The following is a 25,947-nucleotide window of genomic DNA, read 5'->3' on the forward strand; positions in this document are numbered from 1 at the left end:
AATAACTTTCTACTAACAAGGCAGACAAATTTTACTGAGGCAATTCGCCAAAGCGTTCACGATATTGTTTTAGCATTGCCTCCATCTCGATGACTTGTTGATTAGATTGCTCCAACATCCTATTAATCTCGATATATGAATAAAACTTAGTGCCGTCAGGACGATAGATTTGAAGCTCATTAGCCGATACATCAAAGCGAATCCCCAAACGAGGGCTGATCCAGTTATGATTTTCAAGAATTCTATCTAAGCTGCCATCATTTCTAATCCATATTTCTAGATTGTCATTCTCAGGATTATAAATATAATATTCTTCAACCCTGTAGCGATCGTAGAAAACGAGCTTCTTTGCCATGTCTAGAGGTTTATTGCTAGGAGAGAGAATCTCAAAAACAACTTGGGGCGCAATATTCCCTTCTTCCCATTGTTTATATGAACCCCTGTCTCCTTTAGGACGACCAAATACTACCATCGTGTCAGGAGCAGCAGTAATTTGGGTTTGTCCTTCAACGGGATACCACAATAAGTCGCCAGCCACGAATACTTGAGGATTGTTGGTATATAGCCAGTCAATATTTTGCTGAATCGTCAAAATCCATCGAAACTGCTTAGTATTCTCTGCGATCGGTTTCCCGTCACTTTCGGGATAAATAATTTCAGTTTTGCTCAGTTGATCGAGCATAGTTTTTGGCTCTCGAACGTATGCATTTTGCTTACTATATCGCGATTTTTATTGAAGCATATCGCCATGAAATTGAATATCGCTTGCATATTCTACTTTCTATAATGCGATCGCCTATAACAAGCTTGTTACAATAAACACAACTCATAATCTCCAATCTAATGCAAACAAAAAAATATGCTTGCCATATCCCAAGAACCATCTAGAATGTCCATTAAAGAATATCTTGAATGGGAACCCCAACAAGATATTCGCCATGAATATAGCAATGGTGAAATATTTGCCATGACAGGCGGCACACTCGCCCATAACGATATCACCCTCAACCTCTACAGAACCCTATATCCCCAAGTGCGATCGCATGGATGTCGCATCAACGTCGCCGATGTCAAGGTGCAAGTTACGACCAATAGCCCCTATTACTATCCTGATGTCGTCGTCAGTTGCGATCCTCAAGATCTCAACGCCCGTAAATTCATCCAAAGTCCGACCATAATTGCCGAAGTTCTCTCTCCAGGAACCAGCGCAAGAGATCGCGGAGAGAAATTTACTAACTACCTCGCTATCCCCACCCTACAAGAGTATCTACTCATCAACTCCGACAAAATATCAGTAGAGCGCTACGCACGCGGCGAAGGCAGAATGTGGCTGTACTATCCCTATATTGCTGGAGATACGATTACCTTATCGAGTCTTGAATTTGAGTTTGCGATCGAGCTTCTCTACGAAGGGATTGTACTTTAACTAGAATAGAGAACCTTTAATCTCCACCCATAACCTTCACAGCAGTCCTTGAGAATATCACCAGATCGCCTATAACAATCTTGCTACAAGTTGTTTTATTGTATAGCGATTTTTATTCAGGCAATTCGCCAAAGCGATCGCGATATTGTTTAAGTATCTCCTGCATTTCGGCAAGTTGCTGATTAATTTGGTCGGCACGTTGACACTCCTGATCAGCGCGTTGATGTTCCTGATCGGCACGTTGACGCTCTTGCTCTAGCATCAAATTTACCTCAATATATGAATAAAATTTTGTGCCGTCAGCGTTATAAAGTTGCAGTCTACCTGAAGCGATATCAAGACGAATGCCAAGGCGCGGACTTGTCCAGCTATCGCTAAAATCCATAAGAGATAATCCATCAAAGGTTCGTTGCCAAACTTCGAGGACATTTTCTTCAGGGTCATAGAGATAATATTCTTCAACACCGTAGCGCTCAAAAAAGAGCAGCTTTTTGCTCATTTCAGCGCGGTTATTACTGGGCGAGAGGATTTCAAATACAACTTGGGGGGCGATATTGTCTTCTTCCCATTGCTTGTAAGAGCCTCTGTCTCCTTTAGGACGACCCATCGCCACCATCACATCAGGTGCAGTAACAATTTTAGATTGACCTTCAACAGGATACCAAAACAAATCGCCAGCCACAAATACTTGAGGATTGTTGATGAAAAGCAGATCCAAACCTTTTTTAATTTCGACAATCAGTTCAAACTGTTTAGTATTGTCTGCCATAGGTTTCCCGTCGCTTTCGGGATAAATGATGTTAGATTTGCTCAGTTGGCTGACCATTGGCTTTGGCTCCTGAACTTATAGATTGTTTCGATTATACAGCGAAAAATTCTGTAAAAGAAAAAGCACCCAGAGGGTGCTTTTTCTTTATGCTTTGGTTTTTGCCTCGATCGCTTCTAGACGACTCTTCAGATCCTGATTGTCTTTACGAACTTGATCGAGTTCCTCTCGCAGTTGCTTCAGACCTGCGTCCTTACCGATCGCTCTTTGTACGCGCTGAACCGCTTCATCGGCGGCACGACGCACCCGCCCATCAGGAGTCGAGTCAGACAGCGATCGCAATATGCCAATGGCAGCCGCACTATCAACTTGCCCCAACGCCCCAACCGAAGCCATTTGCGTCAAGAAAAATGTCTCTTGAGCGATTACCTTCAAGCGATTGAGAATCTGTTCGGTTTTAGGTTTCGATTGCGATTTACCCATTGCTCCTAAGGCTCTGATGGAAGCTAAACGCAATGGCTGCGGCACATCAGGTTCCGTATATTTGATGACAGTTTCCAAAGCTTCATCAGAATCCTTGATTTTAGATAGACCTGCGATCGCGCCAGAACGTACTACTTCATTCCAACCTGCTCTCTCTTTGAGAACTGTCTGTAATAGCTTCACCACCTTGGATGGCTCACGCTCTGTGCTCAAAGCCGCCGCCAATTCACCAGTTAGCCTTGCTGCGGTTGCTTCCACATTGTAGCTAGGATCGCCTTTTTTGATGAATGGTTTAATCAAATCTAAACTCTTCTGCACTTTGTTTTGTGCCAAGCCACTGATTACTGCCATTCTCACCTTTGCATCTGCATCTTCTAAACCCTTTGTCAAAGCTTCAAAAGCTTGATCGAGTTTAATCGAGGCAAGATTTTCCGCAATCTCCACGCGCACGCCCCAGAATTTTTCATCTAAAAGGGCTTGTCCAAGAGCTTTTACCGATTCTAAACCACCTTTTTTCGCCAAGGCTTCCGCACATTGGATTCTAGCTATTGGATCGGGGTTAGACTGCAAGCCAGCTTTTAGTTCAGCAACACTATATTCAAGACTGACTTGTTTGAGATAGTTGTTGCCACGATCAAAACTGATGTACTTGGGCTTTTTGGATAATGGGAAGTAAAAAGCTTGTTCTTTCTCAAATACACGCACTGTGAAAACTTGGCTGTCTGAAACCTCTTCAAAACCAAAGCCAATGGGAATCTTCAAATCAAAGAGTTCATCTTGAGTTTGGGAAACTGTGACCTTCGCCAAGTTATTATCACTATCCCAGCTATAGCCAATCTTATATTCTGGATGTCCACCACGGAATACATATTGATCGAAGAGAAACATACAGTTTTTACCCGTTGCTTCTTCGATCGCTCTTAGCAGATCAATTGTCTCAACGGTCTTATGGGCATTAGTCCGCACAAAATGATGAATCGCTTTCCAAAATAAATCATCACCTAACTCTGTGCGAAGCATGTGATAAACACAGCCGCCCTTCTCGTAGATATGGCGATCGTATAGCTCGATCGCTTCGCGATAGACATGGGTCACCATTGGACGACGATAACGATCTTTATCTTCGGAAATATACCGCCGCGCTTCACCTAGCAAATAATAGGCAGCTTCTTCGGCTCCATATTCATGGTCTGTCCATAGCACTTCTGCATAGGTGGCTGCGCCTTCCTTTACCCATGCATGTGACCAATGCTTGATCACCAACAAATCGCCAAACCATTGGTGCGCTAATTCGTGGGCAACTAAACTTTCGCTAGAGCGATTATCAAGTGCAGCTCTACTATCCAATACACAGCGATCGGTTAACAAAGTAGTGGAAGTGTTTTCCATGCCACCAAAGATGAAATCAGCAACGCAAACCTGTGCATATTTAGGAAATGCATAGTCATAGCCATATTTCTCACTAAAGAACTCGATCATCTGTGGGGTCTTGCCCATCGTCAAGATCGCTTCTTCGGCAGTACGAGACTTATCGACATAGTAAGTTACAGGCTTGCCTTTCCATTCATCCTTTACTTCGACAAAATCACCGATCGCAAGAGTCATCAGATAGCTAGGATGAACTTCTTTTTGTGCCCAATGATAAATCTTCTCTTTTTTTTGTTCTTTAACCTCGATCAATTCTCCATTGGAAATCACCATCAAGTCTTTAGGAACTTTAATCCGAATCTCCGAAGTCGCTAGTTGCCCAGGATAATCAAAGCAAGGGAACCAATAGCGCGAGTCCTCATCTTCGCCCTGTGTCCAAACTTGTGTGGGCTTATTGGGTTGTGCTTCGGTGGGCTGCACAAAGTAAATACCGCGCTGTGGTTGTTCAGCAGCATAGGCGATCGCAATTTCAATTGGCACACCTGCTTGCGTTGGCTGATTGAGATAAATCTTCAGGAATTCACCGTCATAATCAAATTTGCATTTAGACTTATCTGGATCAGGTTTCGCTTCTATTTGATCAGTAATAGATACATTGTCAATCCGCAAACTTACAGCATCCAAGGTCAGTTCCATGATGCCATCGCGCACAGGTCGCAGACGAATCTTGCAAGTACCTGCGATCGTTTTTTGAGGAATATCAAGCACTAAATCTAGAGCAATATGCTCAACTTGTCCTGGGCGATCGGGATTGTAATGGGGCTTTGCTCCTGGCATGTGGAAAGATTTATGTTTTTTCGATTTGTCCCCATCTCCATCCCAGAAGCCCAATTCTGAGCCTAATTCCAAATAGTTATCCCAAGATTTGCGTGTCATATAACTTGATCTCTAATACGTGCCTTGATTTCACCATAATATAGCAATCTCAAAAGAGTTGGGAGAATAATAGCTTAATGGGAGATGACTATATTGCCAAAATTTTCTGAAGCTGGATTAATGTGATGGCTTAAGTTATTTAAATAAATTTCTTGTTTCATGTATTTCAAAATAGTAGAAGCCACAAAATAAGCTAAATTCACAGGTACAGAATTACCAATCATTTGTTCTAGATTTGTTTTAGTCCCAAAAAACTTAAATGATTCTGGGAATGTTTGAAGATAACTACGTTCAATAGTTGATAAAGGTCTAATTGTGGAAATATCAATATCCTGTGGATCGCCACTATGCAATTTATAATTTGCAGGTATTGGACGATTAACACCTCTGATAGTTGGACTTGGCTCATCAATTGAAAAAATTCCCCTACGAGCATAGCTTCTAGGATGTCGATAATAGTATTGTAGCTTCAACTTATCGCCAAGATAATCTCTAATCGTCATCGGTTTATTTGCCAAATCAATCTTAAATAAATCTACTAAAGCATTTTGTTTACCCCCAAATTCACCAATCAAGAAAAACCGTGATCGCGACTGTGGCACATGACATAGAGACGCATCTAAAACAACTCCAGACAAACCATAACCATACCTAATAAACTGGTCAGATATTTGCGGAAGAATAGGACTTTTAGTAATTCTCTGTACATTCTCCATCACAAACCATTTAGGTTTTATCTCACAGACAATATTTGCAAAGTTGTAAGTTAGATTTGCGCGATCACCATTTAAATCGCGTTTTCCTGCACTCGAAAAATCTTGACATGGCGACCCTCCAATGATCATATCTGGTGCAAATTTACGAATTATTTTAATCGAGGTAACTTCCTCAGATAAATCTTGTTGAATAACTGGGTGATTAAAGTTTTCCCTGTAAATATCCAGCGCAATATCCCAGTTGTCAATAGCCGCTAAAATATTAACTCCTGCTTTTTGAAAACCAAGAGATAGTCCACCACAACCACTAAACAAATCAATAGTAGTAATCATGAGAATAACTCTGGCGAATTGAAAATAATTGCATCAAATCTACGTTCTGGACTAAGTAGATTTTGACCACCACCCAAAATAATATTTTTAATTTCGTCTTTTCTAATTCTGGGAGATATCAAGTTCTCACATGACATATAGGGATTCGTTACGTTCCCTGCGGATGCAAAAGCTTTATCATTTTTAGTATTGTAAGAAAGCTTGTCAATAATATCTTTATAGTCACATCTGCCATTAATGCAGATATCCAAAAGCATTTTATATAACCAGATACTTGTTCGCGTTTGGCGAGTTATTTGAGTCGCAGAATTATCATTTTTAGATACTTGTGATATAAACCAAGCAAAAGCTGCATCACTCCATACAAAAACATCAAGACAATTCTCGGCAAGCTTTGGTGATTTTCCAACAGTCTTCCAAATTGGATGTAAAAGGAACGGCGATTGATTTTTCTCAATATCAATACTGATATCAGAGATACAGCTAATAATTTTTGTAATGCTAGTAATTACTTCTCTTGCATCTGACCAATTCTCAACAAATACAGCACTGCTTTCGATATGTTGTCTAACTATCTCAATACTTGTGCTGACTATACTTGCAGCTAAATATACTATTGTGTCTGGTCTGACCACAATTTCAGAACCAAATTTATCATCACTCAAGTTGCAAGTTGTATTATCAGGTAATGCAGTTAATTTAACTTCTAAACCTCGTAAACATTGTCCTGTCGAACTATCTTGAATTACTAAATCAGTTCTAGATAAAGTGCCAACAATATATTTTTGAAATGGAGTATATTGTGCTTCAAATGCAAAATATGCACTAGTTTCATTGGGTTTAATTCCAAAAACATTGGTAACATCAATTAAACTTATCCCAAATTTTTGATTTGTTATTGCTATATAATTAGCAGCCAATTCTTGATGATCGAGATAACAAGATAAAGCGGCTGGAAAACTTGAGTTAAATTGATTTTTCCCCAAGCATCTACCTTAGTAAAATCTCGATTTGAATTGTCTAAACCAAATAACTTCGCTTGTGTTGCCATTAACCCATTCTTATATCGCTAACTGATGTATTTAATCCAGACCTTAATAGAAAATGGAAATCACTAAAATTACTGCTCGAATTGTGGCATTTCTAGAGAAACTGGCGTAAATTCTAATTGCACGGTTGACTGCCTAACTTTGGCGGCGAAGGCTAGAGGATCGAGGTCGAATTGCTCGAATAGTTCACGTCCGCGTAGACAGCGCAATTCAGGATTTTCGGCTGCGCCGCTTACTACCCACAATACAAAATCCTTATTGCTACGAGCATTCTCAATCTCGATCGCAGAAATTGCAAAGGACTCGCGATCGCTAGTGAAGCTTTTAATTACTACCGCTTCGCAAGCATTATCTTTAGTACATTCAAGATCATAGCCAACTTGAGATTTATCCACCGATCGCACCATCCAGCCATCGCGCATATATTGCGCCATCACTGAGATCATCGCTAGTTTTTCCGCAGTACTCGGATCTTCAATGGAGAACGGAATCGGTTTTTCGACTACTCTCTCGACTACTCGATCGACAAACTTTTCGACCACGCGATCGACAACTTTCTCAACTTCAACAAATTTCTCAACCTCGACTATTCTTTCTACTTCAACAATCTTCTCAATCTCAACAATTTTTTCGACTTCAACAATTTTTTCGACAATTTTCTCAACTTCCATGATCTTTTCGATCGCTTCAGTCAAGTCTGATATCGCCTCTTCAGCTTTTGAGATGGCGACCTCATTAGCAATTGGCTCTGTCGCAATAATCAGCTTGCTAGACTCCTCATCCCTATCATCAATATCATCATTATTACTTGTAGCCATAGCTAGTGGGACTTCCACAGTGATCGCTTCGGTGGCAGTATCTATGACTGGATCTGTGGCAGAAGCTGCGATCGCAAAGCTGCTTCTTGGTCTTGCTTTAGGAAGAGAATCAATCGCGAGGGTTTCCAAAAATTCCTTAGCTTTTTTCGCCTTGTCAGGTTTACCCTGAGTTTGATATAGGACGATCGCCTTACGTAAATCATCACCCGCGAGAGTCTCATCAGCAATATCGGGTTGAGAATAGGTTAAGCCGCGATAGTAATAGGCATCAACATTACTGGGCTGCAACTCGATCGCATAGCTAAAATCGCGAAGCGCTTCAGGAAATTCTTTGAGAATGTAATGCGATCGCCCCCGACGAAATGCGGCTAGGTCGAGATTGGGGCTTAACTCCATGGTGCGACTATAACAAGCGATCGCCTGCTCGTAACTCTTGAGTTTGAAGTATGTATTGCCAAGAGACATATGAGCATCAGCAAAATTTGGATCGATCGCGATCGAGGCCTGAAAATCTGCCATCGCTTGCTGAAGTTGTCCCAACAAAAAATTAATTTCGCCACGCTTAAAATAGGCTAAACGCGCCTTGTCGGGGCGCATCGATATTGCTTTGCCATAGTCACCAACGGCTTTAGCATATTCGCGTAAACTTACATGAGCATCACCTAAGCCCAAATATGCTTTGATGAAATTAGGATTGAGCTTAAGTGCTTGCCGAAATGACTCTAGAGCATCCTGTGGGAACCCTTGCTGAATATCTTCTAAGCCCCAGCGGTAATACACATCGATTAAGCTAATCCCCTTGCCAGCTCGAAATGCCTTTTGAGTTTGTTTCTCCCATTCGCGATCGAGCATCCGCACATATTCTTCACGAAATACCCCTGCATCGGTTTGCGGCTCAAGAGGCATTCCCTGAAAGTGGGGCAACTGCCGTAAATAATCTGTCCTGAGTGGCTCATCAAAGGTCACACAGGCATCCCAAGCCACCCATACCCGAAAGTTATTGGCTTGTGAGTCAATGTCATAGGCTTCGCTCAGTTCGCGATACCGCGCCGAGCGCAGTTTAAGTTGATATTCACGATCAGCAGGAACTATTGTCCCCGACGCAAAATAGCCCTGATTGGCACTCCCGATCCGCTTAAAGTAAGCGCGATCGCCCACTTTGAGGGTTTGAATATTGCCGCAGTTCCACGTAACGATATACTGCTCCCCCTCAGAGATATCGGCGATCGCTTCACGAATAAAATCGCGAATCTCTGGCTCTGTCTGCTCGTTACACAGAAAAATTCTTGTGACCATAGGGATATTATCTTACGTTTGAACTGATTGTACCGAGAAAATAGAGGGAGTGCGAAGCACTCCCTCTATTTTCTCAAATTTGAGCGTAAACGAGATCAGGACGCAAATCTCTAGCTCCGTTTAGGTAAATATGCTTGATTTGATGTTGCTCAAGAGGTGTATTCACATGAATTAATACCCTGATACAACGCTCTAAACTGCCCTTAACATACATTTGTTGTACATCTAAAAGCGGAACATTTTCCCATTGCGATCGCGATCGGGCGATTTTGGCGGGAAATACCACATCAATATCTGTTGTTGCCGAAAAAGTCGCACTTACAATTTCGCGCGGATCAATGTCATTTTGTGCCTCGATCTCCTCCATAAGCTCTAGCACAGCCCTCTCTAGGGCTTCATATGTATTTGCCTCAACTGTAGTTGCACCACGAACGCCACGTACACGCCAACCCACGTTTTACACCATCCGTACTGTATGTAAGTGTTTTTGATGTTTAATCATATCCATCATTTATCAGATTACCCCTAAAAAACAATGTTAAGTTAATTGCGATCGCCTAAAACATAAAATCCCTAGTGAATATGACCGAAGTCTTTAAAGTTTCACCACTGATTCGGGTTACATTACTGCTGTTATATGTAGCTCTCACTGCTCCTTTACCATTTTTGAGTAACTTTACCCATGCTGCTATTCCTGCCTCTTGGTTAAGTATTGGCTTAGCGATCGGTTTTGTGTTTTTGTATGGGGCGCTTAGCGATCGCGTAATTCTTGATAATCAAGGCATTAGCTTAGTCTATCCACGCTGGTTCCCAACTTTTTTGCGTAAAGGCTGGTCACTTGCTTGGCAAGATATCAAGGCTCTTAAACCAAGGATTACAGGTCAAGGCGGTATTGTTTATTATTTTGTCGATAAAGACTCTGAGCAAGCTTATTTATTACCGATGCGAGTAGTTGGCTTTGCGCGATTAGTAAAACAGGTTGAAGAACATACGGGTATTGACACAAGAGATATTCGTCCTCTCGCTCAACCTTGGATGTATATAATTTTGATGGTGTTTACTCTGTTATTACTACTAATGGATGGCTGGACGATTTACACGGCTCTAACACTTCCGCACTAAACTAAATCCAAAGGACGATAATTAGCATGTAATTGGGCGTTAACAATTATTGCCGCAATAATTTCCATGCTGTATTGCATCATCATGGCGATCTCTTCGTTGAAATGGTTCGGCTGAGGATGCGTCAGCGTAATAATCCCGAGCACCTCAATGCCGTAGATTAAAGGAATTGCCAAAGCTGAGCGTGCGGCATATGGTTGATCTGCCAACTGTACCCAGCGGTCGTCGATAATAGCATCATAGATAATACCGATCTGTCTATGGCGCAAAGTCCATCCCGCTAAACCATCATCTAAAACTTTGGAAATCACAGAATCTTTGAGATCTCTTGTTACAGGACTCCGAGCCAAGATACTCTCCACGATTTCCCCATCTTCATCAATCAAAAAAATACTCCCTTCACCAGCACTAGTATATTGGGTGAGAATTTCCAATGTATGTTTGAGCGTAGTTTTGAGAATTAGGCTGCCACTTATGGACTGAGCGTAAGCGATCGAACTTTTTAGTAAATTTGTTTGTAACTTGATCGCAGCTTGAGACGATATTAATAATGAGCTATCTTCTAGACTTGATTGGAAAGGAACTACATTTAAGCGATTAGGGATTGGGGGCTCTTGTGAGTTGATCTCTTTTAAGTTCATACACGATTCCGATGTGCTGCTTCAAAAAAGTGTAAACCGATTTTTGTGTTTTCAGAAGTTTTTATTAAAATGCTGTGGCGTAAGCTGAGTGCACGCCACAGCATTTTAATATCATGATCGCTGCCGTTTTGCTTCATAGAGCAGCAAGGCGGCACAAATAGCCACATTTAAGGATTCCACGCGATCACTCTGGGGAATTGATACCGCTTCATCCGCAAGTTCAATTAATTCTTGAGATAGTCCATTGCCTTCATTACCCAGCAAAATCAAAGTCGGTTGCGTAAAGTCATAATCCCAATAGGTTTTGGTTGCATTGGCTAATGTGGCGATTACTTTTACGCCCTGTGCTTGCAATTTGCGAATATCATCGGCTATATCTGTAGATGTTTGCATCGCACAGCGAAACCATTGTCCTGCGGTAGCCCGAATAATTTTGGGATTAGTCAAATCGACGCTATCACTACTCACCAACATGCCATCAATGCCAACAGCCACAGCCGATCTCACAATCGCCCCAATATTCCCTGGATCTTGAATTGTTTCTAACGCTAAGCCCAAGGACTGGATCTGAGCAATTTTACGAGATGGCATTAGCGCTGCTGCGATTACCCCATCAGGATTTTTGGTGGTGGCGATCGCCTGAAGCACGTCTTCTGAGACAATTTCTAATCTTTTGATTTCATCAATGGTGGTAATCTGCTCATACAAGTCAGGATTCACGGCGATCCATTTTTCGGTACAACAGACGATTGAGAGTGGATACGCTGTGGCGATCGCTTCTATCAGAGCGTGAGTTCCTTCTACTAGAAATAGCCCTTGTTCTTTCCGATCTTTAGCACTCTCACTAAGAGATCGCAATTGCTTAACTAATGGATTTTTTGTACTGGTGAGCAATTGCTAATTCCTACAACAAATGTTTTTTATCCGCATTTTAGTATATAGCAATGCAAGAAATAGCTAGGACATAAAAAAAGATGAGTGGCGGCGCTTCGCACCGCCACTCATCTTTTGGGTGGTGTTACAAATATGGTAACGGGATTAATCAAAATATAATTTGCGGGGTAGTATACAAAATATAGAGTTTAACCACTAGTCTAAAGAGGATTGAGTATGTCTAAAAAATTCTGGAATTCTTTAGCGATCGCAGCGGCTGTTATAATCCCGACAATCTCAGTGGGAGTGTTAGAAGCCTCAGCTCAAAATAGCTATGGAGCGATTGCTCGCTCTCCCTCAACTCAAGATAAAGGTTATTCTTGGAATTACTCAACTCGTGCGGCGGCTGAAAGAAGAGCCATACAAGAATGCGAAAGTAGCTCAGAGCCTGGGGACTGTGAAGTACTGATGTGGACTCGTAATGCCTGTATGTCGATCGCAGAGGGAAGTAATGGAGCAGCAGGAACAGCTTGGTCAACTAGTAGTAGACAAGCAGAATCTAAAGCTCGTCAAGTTTGCCGTGATTATGATGGTGTAGATTGCAGAGTTACTCGCACAATCTGCCTGCCCAAATAAATAAGCTGAGCTGCAATGATCTAGGCGATGCTTGACTTGGTTAGTACTAGAGTAGTTCGGGATCTAAAAAAATACTCGCTCTCTCCTTTTGGTAATTACTATTCAGCAATTATCGAAAGGGCATACTACAAAATAGTTCTTAAAAGTGGTGCTTTGCACCACTTTTAAGAACTATTTTGGTTTTGGTTAATTTACAAAGTGTTGTAAGTTAAAACTTTGTAAATTAATCAAAGTTGCATTAATTTTCAAATTATCATAGTAGATATAGGGATCTAATACCAAAGCACAAAATGGTGTAGCTATTTTGTGAATTAAAAACCCTTACAGGGTTTGGTTTTTAATTCACAGAAGAGTTGTCGCACCTTTGTGAATTGGTATAAGACGCAAGGAATAGAAAATATAGATTTTTGCTGAATGAGGCAAGGAGCAAGGAGGGATTTTATGTCTAAAAGCCTCTGGAATTCTCTAGTAATTGCCACCCTTCTGATTCCAACAATCTCAGTTGGGGCAATGGAAGTTATAGCTCAGAGTTATGGAGCAATTGCTCGTTCTCCTACAACTCAAGATAAAGGCTATTCTTGGAATTATCGAACTCGTGCTGCGGCTGAAAATAGAGCTTTGCAAGAATGTGACAGCATCTCTTATGCTGGAGATTGCGAAATACTAATTTGGACTCGTAATGCCTGTATGTCGATCGCAGAAAGCAGAAACGGTGCAGCAGGAACAGCTTGGTCAACTGATGAATATGAAGCTGAAAGCACAGCGCGTGAAGTTTGTCACGATTATGGTGGTAGAAACTGCACTATAACACGCACGATTTGTTTACCATACTAAAAGAATATAGTTGCTAAGATTTGCTTGACAACTATACTCTTAGATAGCTTTCTTCATCTTTCCCTAATGTTTTGCTATTAATCGAATCTCTCGTTTTACAATGTTTTGCGATCGCGCTTGGGGCTTGTATTGGGAGCTTCTTAAACGTGGTAATTTATCGCGTTCCTGCGGGGTTATCAATTTTGCATCCGCCCTCGCGCTGTCCCCATTGTCTGCGCCAACTTGCGCCACGCGACAATATTCCGATTATTGGCTGGTTTCTGATTAAGGGCAAATGTCGTTATTGTCATACGCCTGTGTCATGGCGATATCCTGCGATCGAGGCTCTAACAGCGTTTCTGTTTTGGTGTGTGGCTGCATATTTCGGAACTTCCATACCAATTCTGACCTTATGTTTTTATGCCGCGTTTCTCAGTTGGCTGTTAGCGCTTGCAATGATCGACATTGATACGATGACATTACCTAATTCCTTAACGCAATCAGGATTGTTCTTAGGGCTAATTTATCAAGTTAGTATCGCCTCGCTTAGTAACGGCGATCGCCTAGCTTTTCCTAGATTACTGCTATTTGGTATTGGTGGAGCCGTACTAGGCATATGGCTTTTAGACATCATGAGAATTGCAGGCAAAATTTTTCTGCAAAAAGAAGCAATGGGTGGTGGTGATCCCAAACTCGCTGCCATGATCGGCATGTGGCTGGGTTGGCAAAATGTTTTGCTGACGATCTTGATTGCTTCAGCGATTGGTACTCTTATTGGCGCGATCGCCATAATTACCAAAGATTTAGGGAAACAGCAACCAATTCCCTTTGGTCCCTTTTTAGCTGTGGGAGGAGCAATTTCTCTGTTTTTTGGTAAGTCGATTCTTTCAGCTTATCTTGGTTGGTTTGGACTAACCTGACAATAAAAAAAGGCGACGCGAAACGCTGTCTTTTTTAACGCCGTATTTTTATTGTCAGGTTTTGATCATAAAGAATCACAAGAAATTAAAAAAGAGTGCTGCGCAGCACTCTTTTTTAATTTCTTGTGATTCTTCGAGCGTAAAAATGCCTATAAAAAATGCTCAAGAAGCTTTATGCACAATGGGCAAAATCAAAGTAATGAAGTAATACACCAAAGGCGCAGTAAAGACATAACTATCAGCACGATCAAGAATGCCGCCATGCCCTGGCATGATCTGCCCAGAATCTTTGACCCCAGCATCACGCTTCATCATCGATTCAGTCAAATCTCCCAGCAACCCTGCAATACCAATCAATAACCCTAAAATTGCACCCAGCAGCCACCATTGTGCCCACCCCAGACTATAAGCCCAGATGATCGCCGTCAAGCAGCAGCAAAGCAATCCTGCGATCGCACCTTCCACCGTTTTCTTAGGACTAATATCCGAAAGTCTTGTCCGTCCAATAATCTTGCCAAATATATATGCACCAACATCTGAAGCCCAAATGCAACAAAACCCCATCACCACATAAACAGAGCCATCAGTTACAGGGAAAGTAATTCGCAACCAAGAGAGCTGTTCAATATTGCGTAATTGGTTAAAAAAATCAAACTGGTGCAAGCGATCGCTAATTTCAAATATATTGCCATCACCAAGCCCTCTAATTCTTACCCAAAAGCTAGGTAAGTACCCCCCATAAAACAACCCCAATATCGAAGCAGAAATATCAGAAATCGTCGCAATTCTGGTTTGAAACAATAGATAAAAGCATATAAAAGTTCCTGCAATAGGGATCACAGCATCTGCAAGATCAACTCTCACCTGCGAAACAATTAGTAATGCTAAACTAACAAAAATTGTGATCTTGCTTGCTGGAAAAATCTCCTTGGCTCGTACCAATGCAAAATATTCCATCTCACCAAAAATCACCAGCAACGCAAATGCTGCGGTGAAAGCCCATCCACCTAGGGCGATCGCCGCTAGTACGAGTGGTACGACTAATAAAGCACTGATAATGCGAGTCCAATGCATGAAAATGGCACAGATGAGAAAGTGGATATGGGTAATTTACACAAAGCTAGACATTGTGCTACCTCAGAAGTAAATATACTCCTATCAACTGTTGAAGCAACAAAATCGTTATGCAAATTTGCGAATTCTTGTGTTTTTGAGAATTTCGCCTACGGGTTTAATCTGTAGATTGGATAAACATACCTGAAATATATCCGAAAGCACTATGTCTAAAACCTATTACGCCATCCTCGGTGTTACCCCTTGGGCTAGTGAAATTGATATTCGCCGAGCCTATCGAGACCTCAGTAAGCTCTACCACCCCGACACTACTCAACTTCCCAAGGATGACGCAGTTGAGTATTTTCGCCAAATTAACGAAGCTTACGCCACACTCAGTAATGCTGAGCGCCGCAGTGCCTATGATTGTCGCATTCAGTTTTCACGATTTCAGTACACAACAAATCAACCACCGAAAAACCTTCAGACCAACGACGATGATGGTTTGCCCAGTGAGCGACCATTATCTGGCGGCGAACTATTTGCACTCTTGTTAATTGGTGCTACGCTAGTTGCTTGTTTAGTGCTAGTTGTTTTAGTAGCATGGCTACGTGGTGATCGCCTTTTTCCCGAAGCGATCGCGCCCATATCAACTTTTTGGCTTTACTTTTTATAACCACCTTATCAATACCATCCCCATAAACTCGTCTGCTATGGCGCTTCCTTCTCCTACGACACCACTCTACAATCATCCATTGCCTGCACTTGAAGCATGGTTAGATGAGCAAGGGTGTTACCAAGATCAGTCAAATCCTAATGTCTGGCGCGTTACGCGATCGTCATGGCAAGCAGAAATCGTCATGGATATTGAAGATATTCGTGTGCGTTACATTCAAGATGCTTACGGTGGCAAAGAAATTCAACGAGCATTTCCTTATTCACTGAGTCGCCAAGATGTTGAAGATGCAATTTTTACAGGCCCTTAGCCAAAAACATTATCAATATTCTGAAAGTTTGTTAATATGTGATTAAGCAAGACATAGAATCAAGCTATGAATGATGAAACTATACATAAGTCATTTCATTAAGTATTTTCATAGTCTTAGCAAAAGTTTTCCACCCTAACTTGATGTTTTTATTTTGGAGGTTCATTGAGCAAGAATTATAATGTTGCCATTTTGGGAGCAACAGGCGCAGTTGGTACAGAGCTTTTGGCATTGCTGGAAGAAAGAAATTTTCCTTTAGGTAAGTTGAAGCTTTTAGCTTCGGAGCGTTCGGCAGGTCAGTCGATTAAATTTGCTGGGGAAGACTTAATTATTGAAGCCGTCACCGAATCTTCTTTTGATGATGTTGATATTGTTCTTGCTTCCGCAGGTGGCAGTATCTCTAAAAAATGGCTACCGATCGCTACCAAAGCAGGAGCAGTATCCATTGATAACTCCAGTGCTTTTCGGATGTATCCCGATGTGCCATTGATTGTGCCAGAAGTTAATCCTGAAGCCGCCGCGCATCACAAGGGTATTATTGCTAACCCCAACTGCACGACAATTTTGATGGCTGTGGCAATATATCCACTACATCAGGTGCAACCGATTCAGCGTATTGTTGCCGCTACTTATCAGTCTGCAAGTGGCGCAGGCGCAAGAGCCATGGAAGAAGTAAAAGTACAGTCACAAGCAATTCTCAATGGTGAACCTGCCGTAGCTGAGATTTTGCCCTATCCCCTCGCTTTTAACCTTTTCCCACACAACTCGCCAATGACGGATAATTCCTATTGCGAGGAAGAGATGAAAATGGTCAATGAGACTCGCAAAATATTTGGCGATTATGATATTCAGATCACTGCAACTTGTGTACGGGTTCCCGTATTGCGTGCGCATTCTGAAGCGATTAATCTAGAGTTTGCTCATCCCTTTAATCCAGACAAAGCTAGAGAGATTCTGGCTACAGCAGCTGGCGTAAGGTTGGTAGAAGACTTTAGCAAAAATTATTTCCCGATGCCCATTGATGCTAGTGGCAAAGATGAAGTTTTAGTAGGACGAATTCGTCAAGATATTTCTCACCCTAACGGTTTGGAATTATGGCTATGTGGCGATCAAATCCGTAAAGGAGCTGCATTGAATGCTGTTCAGATTGCCGAATTACTAATTGCCAAAGCTCTTATCTAAAAGTTTATCGACTTTTAATAAACTTTTAGCAAGCTTCTATTTATGAGAATCTATGAGTGAAATCGATTTCGGGCGTTTACTAACGGCAATGATTACTCCCTTTGATATAGAAGGGAATGTTGATTATGCGAAAGCAGAACAGCTTGCCATTCATTTGGTTGAGACAGGAACTGATACGATTGTCGTGTGCGGTACGACGGGTGAGTCACCAACTCTTAGTTGGGATGAAGAATATAAATTGTTTTCGGTGCTACAACAGACGATCGCTGGTAAAGCGAAAATCATGGCAGGCACGGGATCTAATTCTACTTCAGAGGCAATCTCAGCTACTATCAAAGCCGCACATCTCGGATTAGATGGTACACTGCAAGTAACACCGTATTACAACAAGCCTCCGCAAGAGGGTTTATATAAACATTTTCGAGCGATTGCTGAAGCTGCACCAGAGCTTCCGATTCTTCTCTATAATGTTCCTAGTCGCACGGGTTGCAAACTAGAACCTGAGACTGTTGCCAAGTTAGCCGAAATCTCTAATATTATTGGGATTAAGGAAGCAACAGGTGATTTAGATCAAGCTAGCCAAATTCGTGCCCTCACACCAGCCGAATTTTCGATCTATTCGGGTGATGACTCACTAACATTGCCATTAATGGCTGTGGGTGCAAAGGGAGTTGTCAGCGTTGCCTCGCATCTGGTTGGCACACAACTGCAAGCAATGATGCAATCCTTTGTCGCGGGTAAAGTGCAAGAAGCTTTGCAAATTCATATTCAGCTTTTTCCTTTGTTTAAGGCTTTGTTCTTAACCAGTAATCCTATTCCTCTCAAAGTAGCTTTGCGCTTGTTGGGGTTAGATACAGGCGTGGTGCGATCTCCTCTAGTTGCAGGTAATGCCGAACTCGAAGCCAAGCTGAAAGTTGTATTACAAGAAATTGGAATTATTGCTTAACAAAGGTTGATAACTTCAGTCTAGAGACATAGAACTTGATTACTTCTGATAATGATGAACTTGTGGGGGGACTAAACCTTTCTAGTCATTCTATCTAGGTATTTATAACCGTAAAGTTTTCCATCACCAATTAAATTGAATTATTTTCAAGATTCAATTTTCTCGTTTTTTCCTTTTACCTTTTTACCTTTTACTTACCAAACAATATGCCTACAACCAACGCTCCTACTCTCAAAATAATCGCTCTCGGTGGACTCCATGAAATCGGCAAAAACACATGGGTGTTTGAATACAACGACGAAATCATGCTGCTTGATGGTGGTTTGTCTTTTCCTGACGATATGATGCCAGGTGTAAACGTCGTCTTGCCTGACATGACTTATTTGCGAGAAAACAAACATAAGATCAAAGGCATGATTGTCACCCACGGTCACGAAGATCATATCGGTGCGATTTCTTTCCATTTAAAGCAGTTTGAAATTCCTGTTATTTATGGCCCACGTTTAGCGATGGCGCTACTCGAAGATAAACTCCGTGAAGCTGGCGTACTAAATCGCACTGAATTGCGCAGAGTTATGCCTCGTGATGTCGTCCGTGTCGGTACTAACTTCTTTGTGGAGTTTATTCGTAACACTCACTCGATCGCGGATAGTTTCTCGATCGCTATTAATACACCTGCGGGGATGGTAATTCACTCTGGAGATTTCAAGATTGACCATACTCCCGTTGATGGGGAATTTTTTGACCTCGCTCGTCTAGCTGAACATGGCGAAAAAGGCGTATTGGCTCTGATTAGTGACTCCACTAATGCCGAACTTCCTGGGATTACGCCTTCGGAAAGAGCTGTATATCCTAACCTTGAGAAATACATCATGATGGCAAAGGGGCGTGTGATTATTACCACATTTGCTTCTTCAGTCCATCGTGTCAACATGATTTTGGACATTGCCGATAAGCAAGGTCGTGTGGTTGGTGTAGTTGGGCGATCGATGCTCAACGTCATTGCCCATGCTCGCAATCTTGGCTACATTAAGTGCCGCGATGACCTATTCCAACCTTTACAAAATCTCCGTCATTATCGTGATGATCAAATTCTGATTTTGACTACAGGCTCTCAAGGTGAGTCGATGTCTGCCTTAACAAGAATGTCAAATTCTAGTCATAGACAATTGGAAGTACGTCAAGGCGATACAGTGATTTTCTCTGCAAATCCGATTCCAGGTAACACGATTCCAGTTGTTCGTACCATTGACCGCTTGATAGCACTTGGTGCAAATGTAATCTATGGTAAGGACAAAGGTATCCATGTTTCGGGACATGGTTCTCAAGAAGAACACAAAATGATGTTGGCGCTTGTCCGTCCGAAGTTCTTCTTCCCTGCTCACGGTGAGTTGAGAATGCTCAAACAGCACGCGAAGATGGCTGAAGCAATGGGTATACCTAGCGAAAATATCGTGATTGCCGAAAATGGTGATGTTGTCGAAGTTTGTCAAGATTATATGCGGATTGTCGATAAAGTTCCTTCTGGTGTCGAACTAGTTGATTCTTCTCGCGATGGCATGGTGAAGGGTGATGTATTGCGCGATCGCCAACAGATTTCTGGCGAAGGTATCTTCACGATCGCTGTATCTGTCGGTCTTGACGGTAAGCTCTCCACAAATCCTGACATTCAACTAAGTGGCGTGGTTCTACCGATGGAACATTCCCAAATTATTGCTCTAGTTGCAAAAGCGATCGATAATTCTTTGGCTAATTCTTGGGGTAACTATGCTCGCAATGTTGGTTCTTTAGAAATTGATTGGATTGGTTTACGTGGTCAACTTGAGCGCGACCTCACTCGTGTCTTGCGTCAACAGATTCAAAGTAAGCCAATGATTGTATTCCTGTTGCAAACACCTCCCAATTCCACTCAATCTGCTCCTGCTCCTGCCGCAAAGCCTAATGCCTTAGGTGTGACCTTAAAATCAGGCAGTAATAAGGTTATTCCTAAAGTTGAACAAGAGAGTATTAATGGTAATGGCGCTGCCATTGAAGCCCCTGTCGCGACTGGTGCTGCTACAGCTAGCGTTGGCAGACGCAAGCGTACTGCTGCAACTGTTTAGATAAAACCCCTAAAAGTGTTGCAAAGCAACACTTTTAGGGGTTTTATAGTCATTAATAGGAACTATCTTTAAATCTTTAGCACTATAGCGATTTTCAAGTGACTGCTGTACAAATAGAATTAAAGAATGTAGGGGCAATTCATGAATTGCCCCTACATTTTTTGTGTCATACTCAACTGAAAACCGCTATACCAAAATTTTGATTGTGGTTTGCTTGATCGAAAATTGCCATAATTCTAAAAGTTTAATCTTCTTAGCTAAGCTTTTTTACTGAGCCAAAAAATCTAGGGCTTATTTTAGCTTTTGTTAAGCAATTATAAAATAATAATTAAGAATAATACAATTTTTCAAGTTCTGAATTTTTAATGCGCCTGTTTCAGCAGGGTTTGCGAAGAAGAGGAGATAATATTAAGGAGAGGTATTATTTAACTTAAAGATATGCGATTTATCAATCCTAAAACCGATTATGCATTTAAAAAGATCTTTGGCTCAGAGCAGAGCCATAATATCTTAATCAGCTTTCTCAATGCGATTCTTTATGATGGAAACGTTGTAATCAAAGATTTAGAGATCCTGAATCCTTACTTAGCCCCAAGAATACGCGGCGTTAAAGCGACTTATTTAGATGTCAAAGCACGTCTTGAAAATGGCACAACGGTAATCATCGAGATGCAGGTCTTAAATATCGAAGGTTTTGAAAAACGGATTCTCTACAATGCCGCCAAAGCCTATTCGACACAGTTGGGAGTCGGTCAAGACTATAACTTGCTAGATCCAGTGATTGCCTTGACAATTACGGATTTTGAGATGTTTCCAGAAATGAATCAATTAATCTCGCGATTTATTCTCAAAGAAAAAGATTTTTTGATTGATTATCCTATTTATGACATCGAGTTGGTATTTGTCGAGTTACCGAAGTTTGATAAAGAAGTCGATCACTTACAAACATTGGCTGATAAGTGGTTATATTTTCTCAAATGTGCGAGACAGTTAGATGTTGTTCCTGAGAGCATGAATCTCGTCCCTGAGATTAAACAAGCTTTTGCGATCGCGAATGAGGTCAATCTCACACCTGAACAGATTGAGGATATGGAAATGCAGGAAATGTTTATTCATGATCAGAGGAATGCGATTAAGAAAGCTCTAAATCAGGGTCGGCAAGAGGGTTTAGAGGAAGGAGTTGAGCATGGCAAAGTGTTGGCAAAACTAGAGATGGCTCGAAAATTGCTTGATGTCCTTGATGATGAGGCGATTAGTCAGGCTTCGGGGTTGAGTGTGGAGGAAGTTGCTCAACTTAGGGAGTAATTCTATTAGAGGAGTTGTTTAATTCCTTCAAATCCTCAATTAAATCGCAGGGAAATAGTTTCTTTTGCTCTGGAACTTTTAGTTCACATAACTTAGCTGCCTCGATCGCAAAGTCAATACAATTAATCCCCAACCAGATAGCGAACCAGCGATTAGTATACTTCTCTTCTAGGATAGAGATCGCTTCTTGTAAGGTGCGATCAGGAATTTCAAAGCGAATTGATTTTTTAATATATATTGCACGATTGGAGCGATCAACATAGCCCCAGAATGCTGGAAACTTGGGGATCTTCGGCTTAAATCCGCACCAAGTTTTGACTTCTGCATACTCAAATAAGCAAGCAGCATGGGGAAAGCCTGTTTCGCTAATAATTGTGAGATTACCCATATCTATTTTTTCTATAGGGCGATCGCCTTGCCATTAAGTGTATTTAGGCGATCGCTAAAGTTGCTTTTGATAGAATAGGCGATCATGAAAGTTATTTCCACAATCCAAAGTAGTTCAAAAGCATTAGAAGCAACTCTCCTCCTAATGCTTTTAGATTTAAAGACCAACGTCACGGCGAACTGCATTGACTCCATTAACACCATTGTCTCCACGCATTCTATTTTGATCAACAACTTTCATCAAATCAGTGATGCCAGTACTCCAGACAATTTTGACTAATCCTGCGCTAGGATCGACGCAAGTCCAATTGGCACTAATTCGACCGCCAGAAGCAGGATCATCAGCTAAAATTCTCCCATTGTCATAAATACTAACTGGAAATCTTCTAGCATCCCACCACCAATATCCAACGGCTGTATTACAAGTATTACTTGAAGACTGACTAACTTGCCCACTTAGAGCATCATTAAAGCAGACTGCAAATGCACCTCTTGTTAATGCATTACCATACCGCGACTTACAAGCATCCAAAACACCGCGCATACTAGCTGCATAGGCAGGTTGACTGATCGAAGGATTAATCCTTTGAATCACTTGAAAGCCTTGCTGTACATAGGAAAGTAGCTCATTTTGAGAAATTTGTCTGGTTCCTCTAAATGTCCCATCGGAGTAAAACATCGAGATGCCATACCTTTCAGTCAATGACTGGACTGCTGAAAACCAATAGTCCGTGGGACGAACGTCCACTTGAGCAACGACACCTTGTGGAGTTAGTTGAGTTGTGTTTTTGAAATTTGGATTAATTGCTTGAGCAGCAAAAGTTGAGATACTAAATAGAACAATGGTAGATGTAAGTTGAAGTAAAGGACGAATGAGCATAAATTTCTCCATTAGATGTATAGAACTAGGAAAACAAAACGAAAGACCTCTAAGTTATGAGCAAAGAAAGCAAATAAAAAGTAAATTCTCTGGTTTTCTGACATTCCAAACGAATTTGAAATTATTCGTACAGATAGACCAAAGCATTTACACAGCCTTAAAAGTTGCAACCTCCATTCTTTTGAACATGGAAATCTTTAACAGAACTCCAGTCAACCTCGTTAGCGTATCTTTCAAAGGTATCTGGTAGGTAGTCAAAATACCATGCAGGGGAATTAATTGACGCTAGAGTCTTATACCAAAACTCTCTTGCTGGAATCATCTGACTATTCAGTATTCCGTAGCTAACCGAAATTGCAGGATTTCTAGTCCATTTAGCGGAATTAGTTTTGTATGCACAATACATCGGTTCACCAAAGGAGTTCATGACAAATTGGATAATATTTGCCAATCCTTCATAATTTGGACCACCAATTTGAACTGTATGTATCACATAGCAGTCGCCGCAAGGTCCCTGATTAATTGTAGGTGCTGCTGCTTTTACTTCAGTTATAAAAAGAAAGCTGATGGCTAGAGAACTAAATAGTGTTGTCAGTATTTTTGGCACAAGTTGTAATTCTCACAAAATTTTGGTGATTTCTATTGACAAGAAAATATTGTTTACAGATCATCTCGAAAATTCTACCAATTCCAATTTCCTATGTACTCATAATCCTCAAGAGTCCATGTTCCATCGCAAGGTGGATAACCACTAAGATAATCCCAAATATACTTTTTTCGGTTGTATAAGTCTTTTGTCAAGAAGACATAAGGCTTTTTGTTGTCAAAAATTCCAAAAGCGTTCCAATATAGTGCATCAGGAGTAGTCTGGACATTGATCATTGCAAGACCACCCACTTGTAAAGGTTTATCAAGACGATTGATTTTCCATCCTGAATGAGTTTTTTCAGCAGATGAAGGAACGATATAAAGCGAATCAATGACTTGATTTGTGCTATTTTCAATCGTAAATTGGCACTCGCGATCTCCATAAGCTTCTGCTTTAGAAGGCGTAAAGGCAAGCAAAGTACTCATTGTCAAAAATGAAACAAGTATCTGTGGAAATGGAAATGTTTTCATAAACAATTTGCTGAAGTACTAATGTGAAATCTTCTCTCTTAATTTAGAAATACTATTTGAATTTATTCCTAAATAAGTTTATTCGCTAAAATCTTATGGCAACTACTTAGCCGAGTTAGCCATCCAAACTACGCCAATTATCAATGCAGCAATTCCAGCAGGGAACATCCAATTCCCCATGTTGACCATATTTCTTCCATTATTTATAACTTGCTGTGGAGTTGCTTGAACATTTTGAGAACTATGCACAGGAATGACAGAAATTGCAATTACCAACAAAATCACAGGAATTGTGTAAACAGTTTTGATACTCATAAGTTCATATCTTTTAAAAAACTACAAACCAACATCACGTCGAACTGCATTAACGACATTAACGCCATTATTGCCACTCATTCTATTCCGATCAATGGCATACATAAAATCAGTGATACCAGTACTCCACGAAATTTTGATTAAACCTAAATTAGGATCAGAGCAAGTCCAATTAGCACTAATTCGACCACCTGAAGCAGCATCATCTGCTAAAATCCCACCATCAGCATAAATGCTTACTGGAAATCTTCTCGCATCCCACCACCAATATCCAACAGCGATATCGCAAGCACTAGTAGCTAATTGAGCTTGAGTGGTCTGAGGTTGTGCAGGTGAAGTAGGACTAATTGCATTAACTAAACCACGGAGATCATCGAAGAAATCCTTGGTTTTCTGAAGATTGACATTCTCTTCCTGAGTAGAAGTAGTTGATGCGTGAGAATAGTTTGTCTCTTGCTGAGCATAGGTAATCAGAGCGGGACATACAAACAATAAAGCCATAGCAGTTAAACTGCTGCCAAACATTTTGACTTTCATAATTAGTAAAACTTAAAATCGTTACTGATTTACGATGTGTCAATAAACTAACTAAAAAAGCTTAGATAAACTAGCTCAGTTCATCTCAGCTTTTAGTTCAATTTAGCTCATTTAAACTTATCTGATCTAAAAACAATCCTTAGTTTAACTATTATTAATTGATCTCGAAAAAATAATTAAGAGAATCTCTATTTTAAAATATTTGTGTATTTCAAAAAGCCTTATCTGGTTATATTAGAATTACTGGTCATGTAAAAAATCAAATAATTCTGTTCGATCAATAATGAAATTCAAATAATTGCTGGTAACATCGTTTGAGATGTCTCTTACACCGTTCTTATCCAAGAATTAACTCTATAGATGTACGACAACACTTGTAAATTTCTGGTCGAAAACTTCTCCAAAGACTTCGCGACGTGGCTCCTTGGTAAACCCATAGAGTTAACCAAACTTGAACCATCAGAACTTGCAAGCGATCCGATCCGTGCTGACTCAGTGATCCTTTTAGGATCAGCAGAAATTATTGTTCATCTAGAATTTCAAACCAAAACTGATGACACAATGCCCTATCGGATGGCGAACTATTGGCTGAGACTTTACGGCAAATATCCCAACCGAGAAATTCATCAAACCGTAATTTACTTACAGCAATTGCCGATCAAACGAGCTACAAGAAAGATTTTGAAAGCGTTGCTTCGCAACGCTTTCAAAATCTTTCTTGGTTTGGATTTGAGTGCAAAGCGCTGTAAGACCAACCAACTCTCCACTTGTATACGAGACCAGCTTTAACTCCACAAAGCTAAACCACGAATTTAGGAATGAAAAACAAATAACTTGTGCAAATTAGGATAATCTCAGATAAAGAAAGAAAAGGAATAATTTTGGGTTATTACAGCGAAGAACTTGAGACGGAGATGTTGAAATTTTACGGTTCACTGC

At 40.9% G+C, this 25,947-nt stretch carries 29 protein-coding genes; 12 read left to right on the forward strand and 17 right to left on the reverse strand.

Annotated features, from left to right (window positions below):
- Positions 1 to 31 precede the first annotated feature (31 nt).
- Positions 32 to 682, reverse strand: a complete 651-nt coding sequence (locus tag PseudUWO311_RS20960) for a Uma2 family endonuclease (protein WP_142657181.1) — start codon at positions 680 to 682, stop codon at positions 32 to 34.
- 177 nt (positions 683 to 859) lie between these two features.
- Here PseudUWO311_RS20960 and PseudUWO311_RS20965 point away from each other — a divergent pair, with 177 nt between their 5' ends.
- On the forward strand, positions 860 to 1,426 hold the full coding sequence (locus tag PseudUWO311_RS20965; protein WP_142657182.1) for a Uma2 family endonuclease: 567 nt from the start codon (positions 860 to 862) through the stop codon (positions 1,424 to 1,426).
- Between the two features lie 112 nt (positions 1,427 to 1,538).
- Here PseudUWO311_RS20965 and PseudUWO311_RS20970 read toward each other — a convergent pair whose 3' ends face one another.
- The 6 genes from PseudUWO311_RS20970 to aroH all read right to left on the reverse strand — a co-directional run bounded on the left by PseudUWO311_RS20970 (position 1,539) and on the right by aroH (position 9,645).
- Positions 1,539 to 2,252 (reverse strand): Uma2 family endonuclease, encoded by a 714-nt coding sequence (locus PseudUWO311_RS20970; protein ID WP_142657183.1) that lies wholly within the window; start codon positions 2,250 to 2,252, stop codon positions 1,539 to 1,541.
- 87 nt (positions 2,253 to 2,339) lie between these two features.
- Positions 2,340 to 4,979, reverse strand: coding sequence for a M1 family metallopeptidase (locus tag PseudUWO311_RS20975; RefSeq protein ID WP_223807664.1), 2,640 nt, complete (start codon positions 4,977 to 4,979; stop codon positions 2,340 to 2,342).
- 74 nt (positions 4,980 to 5,053) lie between these two features.
- Positions 5,054 to 6,025, reverse strand: a complete 972-nt coding sequence (locus tag PseudUWO311_RS20980; RefSeq protein ID WP_142657206.1) for a DNA cytosine methyltransferase — start codon at positions 6,023 to 6,025, stop codon at positions 5,054 to 5,056.
- The gene (locus tag PseudUWO311_RS20985) at positions 6,025 to 7,014 is read right to left on the reverse strand and encodes a HindVP family restriction endonuclease (protein ID WP_223807666.1); all 990 of its coding nucleotides are present in this window, start codon (positions 7,012 to 7,014) and stop codon (positions 6,025 to 6,027) included. Before PseudUWO311_RS20985 ends, PseudUWO311_RS20980 begins: the two co-directional genes overlap by 1 nt.
- 134 nt (positions 7,015 to 7,148) lie before the next feature.
- Positions 7,149 to 9,191 carry a tetratricopeptide repeat protein gene (locus PseudUWO311_RS20990; RefSeq protein WP_142657184.1) on the reverse strand — a complete coding sequence of 681 codons (2,043 nt, stop codon included), beginning with the start codon at positions 9,189 to 9,191 and terminating at the stop codon, positions 7,149 to 7,151.
- A 73-nt stretch (positions 9,192 to 9,264) separates the two neighbouring features.
- Positions 9,265 to 9,645 (reverse strand): chorismate mutase, encoded by a 381-nt coding sequence (gene aroH / locus PseudUWO311_RS20995; RefSeq protein ID WP_142657185.1) that lies wholly within the window; start codon positions 9,643 to 9,645, stop codon positions 9,265 to 9,267.
- Positions 9,646 to 9,773: 128 nt separating this feature from the next.
- Here aroH and PseudUWO311_RS21000 point away from each other — a divergent pair, with 128 nt between their 5' ends.
- Positions 9,774 to 10,313, forward strand: a complete 540-nt coding sequence (locus PseudUWO311_RS21000; protein WP_142657186.1) for a hypothetical protein — start codon at positions 9,774 to 9,776, stop codon at positions 10,311 to 10,313.
- Here the strand turns inward: PseudUWO311_RS21000 and PseudUWO311_RS21005 are convergent.
- Together PseudUWO311_RS21005 and PseudUWO311_RS21010 are read right to left on the reverse strand one after the other, a co-directional pair.
- Complete coding sequence (locus PseudUWO311_RS21005) at positions 10,310 to 10,954, reverse strand: GAF domain-containing protein (protein ID WP_142657187.1); 645 nt, start codon at positions 10,952 to 10,954, stop codon at positions 10,310 to 10,312. The two genes, PseudUWO311_RS21000 and PseudUWO311_RS21005, sit on opposite strands and share 4 nt — an antisense overlap.
- Before the next feature lie 111 nt (positions 10,955 to 11,065).
- Positions 11,066 to 11,848 (reverse strand): TrmH family RNA methyltransferase, encoded by a 783-nt coding sequence (locus PseudUWO311_RS21010; protein ID WP_142657188.1) that lies wholly within the window; start codon positions 11,846 to 11,848, stop codon positions 11,066 to 11,068.
- Positions 11,849 to 12,064: 216 nt separating this feature from the next.
- On the opposite strand from PseudUWO311_RS21010, the gene PseudUWO311_RS21015 reads away from it, so the two are divergent.
- The 3 genes from PseudUWO311_RS21015 (at position 12,065) to PseudUWO311_RS21025 (ending at position 14,196) form a co-directional block, all read left to right on the forward strand.
- Positions 12,065 to 12,463: a DUF4189 domain-containing protein gene (locus PseudUWO311_RS21015; protein ID WP_142657189.1), complete on the forward strand. Its 399-nt coding sequence runs from the start codon at positions 12,065 to 12,067 to the stop codon at positions 12,461 to 12,463.
- Positions 12,464 to 12,904: 441 nt separating this feature from the next.
- The gene (locus PseudUWO311_RS21020) at positions 12,905 to 13,297 is read left to right on the forward strand and encodes a DUF4189 domain-containing protein (protein WP_223807667.1); all 393 of its coding nucleotides are present in this window, start codon (positions 12,905 to 12,907) and stop codon (positions 13,295 to 13,297) included.
- 71 nt (positions 13,298 to 13,368) lie between these two features.
- The gene (locus PseudUWO311_RS21025; RefSeq protein ID WP_142657191.1) at positions 13,369 to 14,196 is read left to right on the forward strand and encodes a prepilin peptidase; all 828 of its coding nucleotides are present in this window, start codon (positions 13,369 to 13,371) and stop codon (positions 14,194 to 14,196) included.
- Positions 14,197 to 14,358: 162 nt separating this feature from the next.
- Here the strand turns inward: PseudUWO311_RS21025 and PseudUWO311_RS21030 are convergent, their stop codons facing one another.
- Positions 14,359 to 15,270, reverse strand: a complete 912-nt coding sequence (locus PseudUWO311_RS21030; RefSeq protein WP_142657192.1) for a phosphatidate cytidylyltransferase — start codon at positions 15,268 to 15,270, stop codon at positions 14,359 to 14,361.
- A 205-nt stretch (positions 15,271 to 15,475) separates the two neighbouring features.
- Here PseudUWO311_RS21030 and PseudUWO311_RS21035 point away from each other — a divergent pair, with 205 nt between their 5' ends.
- The 6 genes from PseudUWO311_RS21035 to PseudUWO311_RS21060 all read left to right on the forward strand — a co-directional run bounded on the left by PseudUWO311_RS21035 (position 15,476) and on the right by PseudUWO311_RS21060 (position 21,770).
- A complete protein-coding gene (locus PseudUWO311_RS21035) occupies positions 15,476 to 15,925 on the forward strand; it encodes a J domain-containing protein (protein WP_142657193.1) in 450 nt (149 codons plus the stop codon).
- Between the two features lie 37 nt (positions 15,926 to 15,962).
- Positions 15,963 to 16,235 carry a DUF3143 domain-containing protein gene (locus PseudUWO311_RS21040; RefSeq protein ID WP_142657194.1) on the forward strand — a complete coding sequence of 91 codons (273 nt, stop codon included), beginning with the start codon at positions 15,963 to 15,965 and terminating at the stop codon, positions 16,233 to 16,235.
- A 165-nt stretch (positions 16,236 to 16,400) separates the two neighbouring features.
- Positions 16,401 to 17,417 carry an aspartate-semialdehyde dehydrogenase gene (locus PseudUWO311_RS21045; RefSeq protein ID WP_142657195.1) on the forward strand — a complete coding sequence of 339 codons (1,017 nt, stop codon included), beginning with the start codon at positions 16,401 to 16,403 and terminating at the stop codon, positions 17,415 to 17,417.
- A gap of 52 nt (positions 17,418 to 17,469) precedes the next feature.
- Positions 17,470 to 18,363 carry a 4-hydroxy-tetrahydrodipicolinate synthase gene (gene dapA, locus PseudUWO311_RS21050; protein WP_142657196.1) on the forward strand — a complete coding sequence of 298 codons (894 nt, stop codon included), beginning with the start codon at positions 17,470 to 17,472 and terminating at the stop codon, positions 18,361 to 18,363.
- 206 nt (positions 18,364 to 18,569) lie between these two features.
- Entirely contained in the window at positions 18,570 to 20,465 is a 1,896-nt protein-coding gene (locus PseudUWO311_RS21055) for a ribonuclease J (RefSeq protein ID WP_142657197.1), read from the forward strand.
- A 438-nt stretch (positions 20,466 to 20,903) separates the two neighbouring features.
- The gene (locus PseudUWO311_RS21060) at positions 20,904 to 21,770 is read left to right on the forward strand and encodes an Rpn family recombination-promoting nuclease/putative transposase (RefSeq protein ID WP_142657198.1); all 867 of its coding nucleotides are present in this window, start codon (positions 20,904 to 20,906) and stop codon (positions 21,768 to 21,770) included.
- Here PseudUWO311_RS21060 and PseudUWO311_RS21065 read toward each other — a convergent pair.
- The 7 genes from PseudUWO311_RS21065 to PseudUWO311_RS21090 all read right to left on the reverse strand — a co-directional run bounded on the left by PseudUWO311_RS21065 (position 21,760) and on the right by PseudUWO311_RS21090 (position 24,972).
- Positions 21,760 to 22,158 carry a hypothetical protein gene (locus PseudUWO311_RS21065; RefSeq protein WP_142657199.1) on the reverse strand — a complete coding sequence of 133 codons (399 nt, stop codon included), beginning with the start codon at positions 22,156 to 22,158 and terminating at the stop codon, positions 21,760 to 21,762. The genes PseudUWO311_RS21060 and PseudUWO311_RS21065 overlap by 11 nt on opposite strands.
- 11 nt (positions 22,159 to 22,169) lie before the next feature.
- Positions 22,170 to 22,343 (reverse strand): hypothetical protein, encoded by a 174-nt coding sequence (locus PseudUWO311_RS24205; RefSeq protein WP_190303599.1) that lies wholly within the window; start codon positions 22,341 to 22,343, stop codon positions 22,170 to 22,172.
- Positions 22,315 to 23,037: an S-layer homology domain-containing protein gene (locus PseudUWO311_RS21070; protein WP_223807668.1), complete on the reverse strand. Its 723-nt coding sequence runs from the start codon at positions 23,035 to 23,037 to the stop codon at positions 22,315 to 22,317. The genes PseudUWO311_RS24205 and PseudUWO311_RS21070 overlap by 29 nt, the downstream gene beginning before the upstream one ends.
- A 157-nt stretch (positions 23,038 to 23,194) precedes the next feature.
- Positions 23,195 to 23,530 carry a hypothetical protein gene (locus tag PseudUWO311_RS21075; RefSeq protein WP_142657201.1) on the reverse strand — a complete coding sequence of 112 codons (336 nt, stop codon included), beginning with the start codon at positions 23,528 to 23,530 and terminating at the stop codon, positions 23,195 to 23,197.
- Between the two features lie 188 nt (positions 23,531 to 23,718).
- Entirely contained in the window at positions 23,719 to 24,156 is a 438-nt protein-coding gene (locus PseudUWO311_RS21080) for a hypothetical protein (RefSeq protein ID WP_142657202.1), read from the reverse strand.
- A gap of 102 nt (positions 24,157 to 24,258) precedes the next feature.
- Positions 24,259 to 24,471 carry a hypothetical protein gene (locus PseudUWO311_RS21085; RefSeq protein WP_142657203.1) on the reverse strand — a complete coding sequence of 71 codons (213 nt, stop codon included), beginning with the start codon at positions 24,469 to 24,471 and terminating at the stop codon, positions 24,259 to 24,261.
- Positions 24,472 to 24,492: 21 nt separating this feature from the next.
- Positions 24,493 to 24,972, reverse strand: a complete 480-nt coding sequence (locus tag PseudUWO311_RS21090) for a hypothetical protein (protein WP_142657204.1) — start codon at positions 24,970 to 24,972, stop codon at positions 24,493 to 24,495.
- 396 nt (positions 24,973 to 25,368) lie between these two features.
- Between PseudUWO311_RS21090 and PseudUWO311_RS21095 the strand changes: the two genes are divergently transcribed.
- On the forward strand, positions 25,369 to 25,797 hold the full coding sequence (locus tag PseudUWO311_RS21095; protein WP_190303600.1) for an Rpn family recombination-promoting nuclease/putative transposase: 429 nt from the start codon (positions 25,369 to 25,371) through the stop codon (positions 25,795 to 25,797).
- The last annotated feature ends 150 nt before the right edge of the window (positions 25,798 to 25,947 follow it).

The organism is Pseudanabaena sp. UWO311, from assembly GCF_006937785.1.
Taxonomy (GTDB): Bacteria; Cyanobacteriota; Cyanobacteriia; order Pseudanabaenales; family Pseudanabaenaceae; genus Pseudanabaena.

What these genes read in the sequence shown, in the direction of transcription:
- PseudUWO311_RS20960 (WP_142657181.1), bottom strand. Translation starts at nt 682, where the DNA reads ATGCTCGATCAACTGAGCAAAACTGAAATTATTTATCCCGAAAGTGAC.
- PseudUWO311_RS20965 (WP_142657182.1), top strand. Translation starts at nt 860, where the DNA reads ATGCTTGCCATATCCCAAGAACCATCTAGAATGTCCATTAAAGAATAT.
- PseudUWO311_RS20970 (WP_142657183.1), bottom strand. Translation starts at nt 2,252, where the DNA reads ATGGTCAGCCAACTGAGCAAATCTAACATCATTTATCCCGAAAGCGAC.
- PseudUWO311_RS20975 (WP_223807664.1), bottom strand. Translation starts at nt 4,979, where the DNA reads ATGACACGCAAATCTTGGGATAACTATTTGGAATTAGGCTCAGAATTG.
- PseudUWO311_RS20990 (WP_142657184.1), bottom strand. Translation starts at nt 9,191, where the DNA reads ATGGTCACAAGAATTTTTCTGTGTAACGAGCAGACAGAGCCAGAGATT.
- PseudUWO311_RS21000 (WP_142657186.1), top strand. Translation starts at nt 9,774, where the DNA reads ATGACCGAAGTCTTTAAAGTTTCACCACTGATTCGGGTTACATTACTG.
- PseudUWO311_RS21005 (WP_142657187.1), bottom strand. Translation starts at nt 10,954, where the DNA reads ATGAACTTAAAAGAGATCAACTCACAAGAGCCCCCAATCCCTAATCGC.
- PseudUWO311_RS21015 (WP_142657189.1), top strand. Translation starts at nt 12,065, where the DNA reads ATGTCTAAAAAATTCTGGAATTCTTTAGCGATCGCAGCGGCTGTTATA.
- PseudUWO311_RS21020 (WP_223807667.1), top strand. Translation starts at nt 12,905, where the DNA reads ATGTCTAAAAGCCTCTGGAATTCTCTAGTAATTGCCACCCTTCTGATT.
- PseudUWO311_RS21030 (WP_142657192.1), bottom strand. Translation starts at nt 15,270, where the DNA reads ATGCATTGGACTCGCATTATCAGTGCTTTATTAGTCGTACCACTCGTA.
- PseudUWO311_RS21035 (WP_142657193.1), top strand. Translation starts at nt 15,476, where the DNA reads ATGTCTAAAACCTATTACGCCATCCTCGGTGTTACCCCTTGGGCTAGT.
- PseudUWO311_RS21040 (WP_142657194.1), top strand. Translation starts at nt 15,963, where the DNA reads ATGGCGCTTCCTTCTCCTACGACACCACTCTACAATCATCCATTGCCT.
- dapA (WP_142657196.1), top strand. Translation starts at nt 17,470, where the DNA reads ATGAGTGAAATCGATTTCGGGCGTTTACTAACGGCAATGATTACTCCC.
- PseudUWO311_RS21055 (WP_142657197.1), top strand. Translation starts at nt 18,570, where the DNA reads ATGCCTACAACCAACGCTCCTACTCTCAAAATAATCGCTCTCGGTGGA.
- PseudUWO311_RS21060 (WP_142657198.1), top strand. Translation starts at nt 20,904, where the DNA reads ATGCGATTTATCAATCCTAAAACCGATTATGCATTTAAAAAGATCTTT.
- PseudUWO311_RS21065 (WP_142657199.1), bottom strand. Translation starts at nt 22,158, where the DNA reads ATGGGTAATCTCACAATTATTAGCGAAACAGGCTTTCCCCATGCTGCT.
- PseudUWO311_RS24205 (WP_190303599.1), bottom strand. Translation starts at nt 22,343, where the DNA reads ATGCAGTTCGCCGTGACGTTGGTCTTTAAATCTAAAAGCATTAGGAGG.
- PseudUWO311_RS21070 (WP_223807668.1), bottom strand. Translation starts at nt 23,037, where the DNA reads ATGCTCATTCGTCCTTTACTTCAACTTACATCTACCATTGTTCTATTT.
- PseudUWO311_RS21080 (WP_142657202.1), bottom strand. Translation starts at nt 24,156, where the DNA reads ATGAAAACATTTCCATTTCCACAGATACTTGTTTCATTTTTGACAATG.
- PseudUWO311_RS21085 (WP_142657203.1), bottom strand. Translation starts at nt 24,471, where the DNA reads ATGAGTATCAAAACTGTTTACACAATTCCTGTGATTTTGTTGGTAATT.
- PseudUWO311_RS21090 (WP_142657204.1), bottom strand. Translation starts at nt 24,972, where the DNA reads ATGGCTTTATTGTTTGTATGTCCCGCTCTGATTACCTATGCTCAGCAA.
- PseudUWO311_RS21095 (WP_190303600.1), top strand. Translation starts at nt 25,369, where the DNA reads ATGTACGACAACACTTGTAAATTTCTGGTCGAAAACTTCTCCAAAGAC.